Consider the following 7732-nt stretch of genomic DNA (forward strand, 5'->3'; position numbering starts at 1 on the left):
GGCACCGCCACCGACACCACCAGCTGGTGCTTGCTGTCGACACGCACGATCGCCGTGGCCGCCCCGGTCAGTGCCGCGGCGACCTCCGGATAGCGCGTCCCCTCGTCCGCCCCCAACTCCTGGTACTGCGGATAGTCGTCGCCGGGCAGCCAGTCGGCGACCGCGTTCCACCAGTCGAGGAGGAAGAAGGTCGGGTTCTCCGGCTTCTTGGAGACTTGCTTGAGCAGTTCGCCGCGCGCGTAGAGGTTGGCGCTGTCGAGGATGAGCAGGCCCTGCTGGTCGTAGATTCTGGCCCGCGTCCGCGTCGGCGTCACGAGGTTGCGCAGCAGCGGCGCCACGCGCTCGGGATTGATCGGAAATTCGAGGCTGGGGTCGAAGAAGCTGAGCGGGGACACCGTGTTGCTGCCCTGCAGCTCGAGCAGCCGGTCCGGATTGACGGTGATCACGTCGCTGTCGACCGTGGCCGAGGCGGCGATGGCGGCGGAGATGATCTCGCCCTGCACCCTGAGGCTCTGCACCCGCGCCTCGATCAGCCCGGTGCGCCACTGGTTGAGCAGCAGGATGCCGATCACCAGCACGGCAAGGCCGGCAAGGTTCAGCACGATGATGCGGCGGGCAAGGCTCGAGAAGACCGTCAGCGACAGCAGCCGCCGGATCTGGCGAAGGATGCCGTCGAGCCAGAGCCGCGCCGTGCCGAGCATCCGGCTCAATCGCGACACGGTGCCGCCGCCCGCGCCGGCGGGCTTGAGGGCCTGCAGGTCCTGCTCGGAGACGGCCACGCTGCGGTCCTCACTGCTCCTTGAAACGGTAACCCACCCCGTACAGCGTTTCGATCATCTCGAAATCGTCGTCAACCGCCTTGAACTTCTTGCGCAGCCGCTTGATGTGGCTGTCGATGGTGCGGTCGTCGACATAGACCTGATCGTCATAGGCGGCGTCCATCAGCGCGTTGCGCGACTTGACCACGCCGGGCCTGAGCGCCAGGGCCTGCAGGATCAGGAACTCGGTGACCGTCAGGGTCACCCGCTGGCCCTTCCAGGTGCAGGTGTGGCGCTCCTCGTCCATCACCAGCGCGCCGCGCTCGATGAGCGCCTTGCTCGGCGCCGCTTCGCCCGGCGCGCCCGGCTGCGCGGATGGATCGCGCGGCGCGGCGCGGCGCAGCACCGATTTCACCCGCTCGACCAGCAGGCGCTGGCTGAACGGCTTGGTGATGAAATCGTCGGCGCCCATCTTGAGCCCGAACAATTCGTCGATCTCCTCGTCCTTCGAGGTGAGGAAGATCACCGGCACGTCCGATTTCTGCCGCAGCCGGCGCAGCAGTTCCATGCCGTCCATGCGCGGCATCTTGATATCGAGAATGGCGAGGTCCGGCCGGTCCGCCGTCAGCCCCTCGAGCCCCGAGGCTCCGTCGGTGTAGGTGGCGACCGTGTAGCCCTCCGCCTCGAGTGTCAGCGACACCGAGGTCAGGATATTGCGGTCGTCGTCCACCAGGGCGATCTTGGGCATGGAGTTCTTCCTTCCGGACTGCGGCCGGGCGACGCGCCGGCCCAATTGTGGCGGACATTGACTGCCACAATTGCACATAAATAAGGCGGGCGCCGCAGGATAACCAGTGCGGCCCGCCGCCGTCCCCCGTTGAGACTTACGTCGTAAGACCGATTTCGGGATGGTCCGTCGCGGTATCGCCCCCCTAGAAAGGCGGCGAACCTGGCGAGGACTTCACCCATGGCACGCGACTTTCACCGCGATCTGGAACAGCGTATCGACGGCATGGCCGCCGCGGTGATCTGGGACGAGCTGCCCCCGCGGCTCGTCGAGAACGCCCTTGCCGACGGTGAAGGGCGACTGGCCGCCGGCGGCGCGCTGGCCGTCACCACCGGCGTCTATACCGGCCGATCGGTCAAGGACAAGTTCGTCGTCCGCGACGCGCTGACCGCCGACAAGGTCTGGTGGGACAACAACCAGGCCATGAGCCCCGAGCACTTCGACGTGCTGCTGGCCGACATGCTGGCCGGCCTCGAGGGGCGTACCCTGCACGCCCAGCACCTGATCGCCGGCGCCGATCCGCGTCACCAGTTCGAGGTCAGCGTGTTCGCCGAGACCAGCTGGCACGCCCTGTTCATCCGCAACCTGCTGATCCGCCCGCAGCAGGTCTCGGAGACAGCCGACGTCACCATCCTGCACCTGCCCGGCTTTGCCGCCGATCCGGAGCGCCACGGCACCCGCACCGGCACCGTCATCGCCCTCGACATGACCCGCAAGCTGGTCCTCATCGGCGGCACCGCCTATGCCGGAGAGATCAAGAAATCGGTGTTCTCGCTGTTCAACTTCCACGCGCCGCTCAACGACGTGCTGCCCATGCACTGCTCGGCCAATATCGGGCGCGGCGGCGATACGGCGCTGTTCTTCGGGCTGTCGGGCACCGGCAAGACCACCCTGAGCAACGACCCGGAGCGCCTGCTGATCGGCGACGACGAGCATGGCTGGACCGCCGACGGCGTGTTCAACCTCGAAGGCGGCTGCTACGCCAAGACCGTCAAGCTCAGCTCGACCGCCGAGCCCGAGATCTTCGAGGCGACGCGCAGCTTCGGCACGGTGCTGGAAAACCTCCGGCTCGGTGACGATCTGGTGCCGCTCTACGACGACATCTCGCTCACCGAGAACACCCGCGCCGCCTACCCGCTCGAGACCCTCCCGGCCGTCGCGCCGGGCGGAATCGGCGGCCACCCGCGCACGGTGGTGTTTCTCACCGCCGACGCCTTCGGCGTGCTGCCCCCGATCTCGCGGCTGAACCCGGAGCAGGCGGCGTTCCACTTCCTGTCCGGCTACACCGCCAAGGTGGCCGGCACCGAGCGCGGCATCACCGAGCCCGTCGCCACCTTCTCGGCCTGCTTCGGCGCGCCATTCATGCCGCTGCACCCCACGGTCTACGGCCAGTTGCTCGCGCAGCGGCTGCGCGCCTCGGGCGCCCGGGTCTACCTGCTCAACACCGGCTGGACCGGGGGCGGCTACGGTGTGGGCAAGCGCATCGACATCGCCACCACCCGCCGCCTGCTCGGTGCCGCGCTGTCGGGCGAGCTCGACGATGCCGAGATGCGGGTCGAGCCGCTGTTCGGCATGCAGGTGCCGCTGCGCGTCGAAGGCGTTCCGCCGCGGGCCCTCGACCCGCGTGCCAGCTGGAACGACGTCGAGGCCTACGATCGGACCGCCGAGCGGCTGCAGCAGCTGTTCGCCGACAACTACCGCAAGTTCGAAACGGTTGCCGTCGCCGCAGAGTAGTCGCGCCAGTCTCTCCCAAGCTGGCCGTCGCCCCGGCTCGTCCAACCCGCGAGCCGGGGTTTCTGTTTTCTTACAGGCGGAGACCCCGCCGCGGCGTTGCGTCCGGCCACGGGGCGGCCCGCTTCTCCGCGAGGCCGTGAAAGCCGGTGGCCCTGCCGCGCGCAAGGGCGTTGTGCCGCCATGAGCGACGGACGGGCCCGGCATAAGTCGCCGGGACCCTCGGTCGACCCTCGGGGGGATCAGTTGCTGGAGTAGAAGACGTGCGAGCCGATGGCCGCGACGCGCCGGAAGCTGTTGGACCAGCGCGGAGCCACCGCCGTGGTATGATAGAAGAGCGCCGAGTCCGGAATGACACCCGGACGATCACCGCGCTGGAACTCGTAGAACGCCTCGTCGGCCATCTGCAGCGACCGGTTCCACGCCGTCCGCTCGCGGCCCATGTCCGACCGGCCGTCACAGGCGAAGGTGAACTGGCACTTGTAGCGGCCCTTGTCGGCGTTCTGGAACACCACGCCGCAGATCGTCGAGGGGTACTTCTTGCTCATCGCGCGGTTGATGATGACGTTGGCGACGGCCAGCTGGCCCTCGCGCGGTTCGCCGCGCGCCTCGTGGTAGATGGCCTGGGCGAGGCACAGGCGCTCGCCTTCGGCCAGCTTCACCCGCTTGGCCGTCGGCACGAAATCGCTCGCCGCATAATCGGCGAGGACCGCGGCGGTAAGGGCGGGCTTCTTCGAGAAATCGGCCTGCTCGATCGCATCGAGCGCCTGGTTCTGCCGCTTGGCGATATAGCCCAGCAGCATCGCCTCGGTCAGCCCGGCTTCCGGCACCGGCACCTCGAAGGCATTGAAGCCTTCGATCTGCTGCTGGCGGGCGACGTAGGCGGCGAGCAGGGCCGGCGTCAGCTGCGGTTCCGCGCCGGCGCGGAACTGCTGGCGCTTGACGGAAATCGCCTCGGTGAGGGGCGCCGGAACCACGGCATCCCCGATATGGTCCTGGGCATAAGCAGGAGCAAAGCTGACCAGCAGCACAAACGCTGCTGCAGCGAACGCAAACGTCCGCGCAATCCCGCGCAGCACTGGTGCGTACGGCTCTGCCCGCAATCTGCCTACCTTCCCCCGACGCCGCCCCCGAGGCAGCACCAGCTTTTGGCCCGTTTCCGTGTTCGGCAACCTATCCGAGGATCCCGATCGATGGAACCCTGAATTTACAGTTGCTTAACCATGAATCTTAGGCTCTTAAAATGAGGTTAACGGTCGCACCCTCGGTACGAAAGTACTGTTTTTGCTGGGCTTTGGAGATGGCTAAGGGACGCTTGTGCCAATCGCTAAAAGTTAAATCGAGGCCGAATCGTCGCGATGGGGCCGACGCCGCCGGTCACCGCCGCCCGGCGCGACTGAGTCGGTGCGCGAGACCAGCGCTTCAGCCGGCGAACGCGGCCCGCCGCAACTCGTGCAGACTGCCCATCACGGCGGTGCAGAGCGCGGTGATTTCCTCGGAGGGGCCGACGAGGTCGGGCACCATGATGGTCTGCAGCCCGGCGGCATGCGCCGCCCGCACTCCCGCATGCGAATCCTCGACCGCGATGCAGTGCTGCGGCGCCAGCCCGAGCAGACGGGTCGCCGTCAGGTAGGGTTCGGGGTGCGGCTTTGGATGCACGACGTCGTCGCGCGTCACGATCGCCTGGAACATCGACAGCAGCCCGGCGGCGCCGAGATGGCCCAGCGCATGCGGCGCGCGCGAGGAGGTGGCGACCGCCGTCGGGATATGCCGTGCCCTGAGTTCGGCCAGGAGTTCGTGGACCCCCGGCTTGACCGGCACCACCTCGCTCATCCGCTCGCGCATCAGGGTGCGGCACTGCTCGTCGAAGATCTGGTACGGGAACGCCACGCCATAGGCCTCGACCAGCAGCCGGTTGGTCGTCTCGTGGCTCGAGCCGACCATGCTCAGGTGCACCGTGTCGGTCATCTCGAAGCCCAGCCCGGCGCTGACGTCGAAGACGATCTCGCGGAACACCGATTCGGTGTCGAGGAGCGTTCCGTCCATGTCGAACACGATGGCGGAGAACGGCTTCAGCGGGGCGGAGGGGGACGTCGCGGCCATGGCTGGCGATATAGTCGCATTCGGCGACACTGGAAAGACGTGCCGGCTGCCGCTTCATCGCCACCCTCCCCCCGTGCTATGCAGCGGCCATGGACGAGTTCGATCCCTACAGCGTGCTCGGCATCGGGCGCACCGCGGCCGCCGCCGACGTCAAGCTGGCCTATCGCCGCCAGGTACAATCGGCCCACCCCGACCGCGGCGGCGACCCCGAGCACTTCATCCTCGTCGTGCGCGCCTTCGGGCTGCTCTCCGATCCGGACGCGCGCCGGCTGTTCGACGAGACCGGCATCGTCGACGACGAGGCGGTCAGGGGTTACCGGCGGGAGGTGACGGTGATCCTCGCCGACATGTTCGACGCGGCGGTGGCCACGGCGGTCAGCACCGGGCTGAGGCTCGAAAGCGTCGATTTCGTCGCCCAGATGACTTCGGCGGTGGAGACGGGCCTCGCCGAGGCACGGCTGAAACTGGCCCGCACCGACCGCGAGATTTCCGCCCTGCAGGCGCTCCGGGCCCGCATCCGGCGCACCGATGCCGATCGCAACCTGTTCGTCGAGCGCCTCGATACCCAGGTCGCCGACAAGACCACCCAGCACGCCGGCATCAAGCGCCGCGTCGCCATGCTGGAGACGGCGCTCGCCGAACTGGGCAACTACCAGAGCGAGACCGAGCTGATCGCCGCCCTTGAGGCGGAGGCCTGACGGCCGGCCCGGCCGAAGGGTTTTGCCGCGCCGCCCGATGGGCTAAGGTCCGCGCCCTGACCCCCCGCGGAATCGCCCATGCATCTCGTTCTCGTCGACGGCTCGACCTACATCTTCCGCGCCTACCACGCGCTGCCGCCCTTGACGCGCAAGTCCGACGGGCTGCCGGTCGGCTGCGTCGCCGGCTTCTGCAACATGCTGTTCAAGCTCACCGAGGATCTGACGGGCGACGACGCGCCGACCCACATGGCGGTGATCTTCGACCACTCGGGCAAGACGTTTCGCGACCATATCTACACCGACTACAAGCAGCATCGGCCGCCGGCCCCCGAGGACCTGGTGCCGCAGTTCCCGCTGACCCGCGCCGCCACCCGTGCCTACAACCTGCCCTCGATCGAGATGGAGGGCTGGGAGGCCGACGACATCATCGCCACCTATGCCTGCCTCGCCCGCGATGCCGGCGGGCGCGCGACGATCGTTTCGTCCGACAAGGACCTGATGCAGCTGATCGAGCCCTCGGGCGCCATCCGCATGCTCGACACCATCCCCCGACCCGGCCAGCCGCCGCTCAGGTGGATCGGGGTGGACGAGGTGTTCACCAAGTTCGGGGTGACGCCGGACAAGGTGGTCGAGGTGCAGGCGCTGTGCGGCGACGCCGTGGACAACGTGCCGGGCGTGCCCGGCATCGGGGTGAAGACGGCGGCCGAGCTGATCAACAGCTATGGCGACATAGAAACGCTGCTGGCCCGCACCGCCGAGATCAGGCAGCCCAAGCGCCGCGAGGCGCTGGAGCAGAATGCCGAGCTGGCGCGGATTTCCAAGCGCCTGGTGACGCTCAGCCGCGAGGTGCCGGTGGAACTGGGGCTCGAGGCGCTGGCGCGGCAGCCGCTCGAGCCGGCAAAACTGTTCCCGTTCCTCAAGGCGATGGAATTCACCACCATCACCAAGCGGCTTGCCGGGGTGCTGGAGGCCGATCCCGAGGCCTGGCCGGCCGACCCGGAGCTGGCGGTGAAGCCGGCCGCCCCGGTCGGCTTCGACAACGAGGCGCGGGCCGCGGCGCGCGCCGCGCGGCAGGCGGCGGAGGGCACGGCGGGCGACGCGGCGGTGCTGCACGCCAAGGCCGAGCACGAAAAGATCAAGGCGCTGCCGCTCGACCACGCGCGCTACGAGATCATCCGCGACGCGGCGCATCTGGGCCGCTGGATCGCGGCGATCTACGCCACCGGGATCGTCGCTACCGATACCGAGACCACCGGCCTCGACAACCAGGTGGCCGACCTCGTCGGCCTCAGCTTTTCGACCGCGCCGGGGAACGGCGCCTACCTGCCGCTGGGCCACACCGTGGGCGAGGGCGACATGTTCGGCGGCGGGCGGGCCGAGGGGCAGATGGAGCTCCGCGAGGCGATCGAGCTCTTGAAGCCGCTGTTCGCCGACCGCTCGATCCTGAAGCTGTTTCACAACGTCAAATACGACCTCGGGATTCTCAGCCGCTACGGCATCGAGGTGAACGCCTTCGACGACAACCTGCTGTTGAGCTATGCGCTCGACGGGCCGCAGTTCAACACCATGGGCGAGCTTTCCGAGCACTGGCTGGGCGTGAAGGGCATTTCGATCAAGGAACTGATCGGGACGGGGAAGTCGCAGCGCACGTTTGC

7 protein-coding genes are annotated in these 7732 nt (G+C 68.1%); 3 read left to right on the plus strand and 4 right to left on the minus strand.

The genetic code is table 11. The features are described from left to right. Together ACE3TU_RS15930 and ACE3TU_RS15935 are read right to left on the minus strand one after the other, a co-directional pair. Positions 1-779, minus strand: a 779-nt coding sequence (locus ACE3TU_RS15930) for a stimulus-sensing domain-containing protein (RefSeq protein WP_374625931.1), incomplete at its 3' end; no start/stop codon positions are given. A gap of 10 nt (positions 780-789) precedes the next feature. Continuing rightward, complete coding sequence (locus ACE3TU_RS15935) at positions 790-1506, minus strand: response regulator transcription factor (RefSeq protein WP_374625933.1); 717 nt, start codon at positions 1504-1506, stop codon at positions 790-792. Positions 1507-1725: 219 nt separating this feature from the next. Here ACE3TU_RS15935 and pckA point away from each other — a divergent pair, with 219 nt between their 5' ends. Beyond that, positions 1726-3279, plus strand: coding sequence for a phosphoenolpyruvate carboxykinase (ATP) (gene pckA / locus ACE3TU_RS15940; protein ID WP_374625935.1), 1554 nt, complete (start codon positions 1726-1728; stop codon positions 3277-3279). 239 nt (positions 3280-3518) lie between these two features. On the opposite strand, the gene ACE3TU_RS15945 is transcribed toward pckA, so the two are convergent. Together ACE3TU_RS15945 and ACE3TU_RS15950 are read right to left on the minus strand one after the other, a co-directional pair. Beyond that, positions 3519-4355 (minus strand): cell wall hydrolase, encoded by an 837-nt coding sequence (locus ACE3TU_RS15945; protein ID WP_374625936.1) that lies wholly within the window; start codon positions 4353-4355, stop codon positions 3519-3521. 343 nt (positions 4356-4698) lie between these two features. Further along, complete coding sequence (locus ACE3TU_RS15950; RefSeq protein WP_374625938.1) at positions 4699-5379, minus strand: HAD family hydrolase; 681 nt, start codon at positions 5377-5379, stop codon at positions 4699-4701. An 89-nt stretch (positions 5380-5468) separates the two neighbouring features. Here ACE3TU_RS15950 and ACE3TU_RS15955 point away from each other — a divergent pair, with 89 nt between their 5' ends. Together ACE3TU_RS15955 and ACE3TU_RS15960 are read left to right on the plus strand one after the other, a co-directional pair. Beyond that, positions 5469-6077 (plus strand): DnaJ domain-containing protein, encoded by a 609-nt coding sequence (locus ACE3TU_RS15955; protein WP_374625940.1) that lies wholly within the window; start codon positions 5469-5471, stop codon positions 6075-6077. A 78-nt stretch (positions 6078-6155) separates the two neighbouring features. Beyond that, positions 6156-7732 (plus strand): 5'-3' exonuclease H3TH domain-containing protein (locus ACE3TU_RS15960; RefSeq protein WP_374625942.1); only part of this gene is annotated, 1577 nt, incomplete at its 3' end.

The sequence above is a fragment of the Devosia sp. genome, assembly GCF_041917035.1.
GTDB lineage: Bacteria > Pseudomonadota > Alphaproteobacteria > Rhizobiales > Devosiaceae > Devosia_A.

Bases quoted from the DNA above. Each gene is read 5' to 3' on its own strand.
- ACE3TU_RS15935 (WP_374625933.1), bottom strand. From the start codon at position 1,506: ATGCCCAAGATCGCCCTGGTGGACGACGACCGCAATATCCTGACCTCG.
- pckA (WP_374625935.1), top strand. From the start codon at position 1,726: ATGGCACGCGACTTTCACCGCGATCTGGAACAGCGTATCGACGGCATG.
- ACE3TU_RS15950 (WP_374625938.1), bottom strand. From the start codon at position 5,379: ATGGCCGCGACGTCCCCCTCCGCCCCGCTGAAGCCGTTCTCCGCCATC.
- ACE3TU_RS15955 (WP_374625940.1), top strand. From the start codon at position 5,469: ATGGACGAGTTCGATCCCTACAGCGTGCTCGGCATCGGGCGCACCGCG.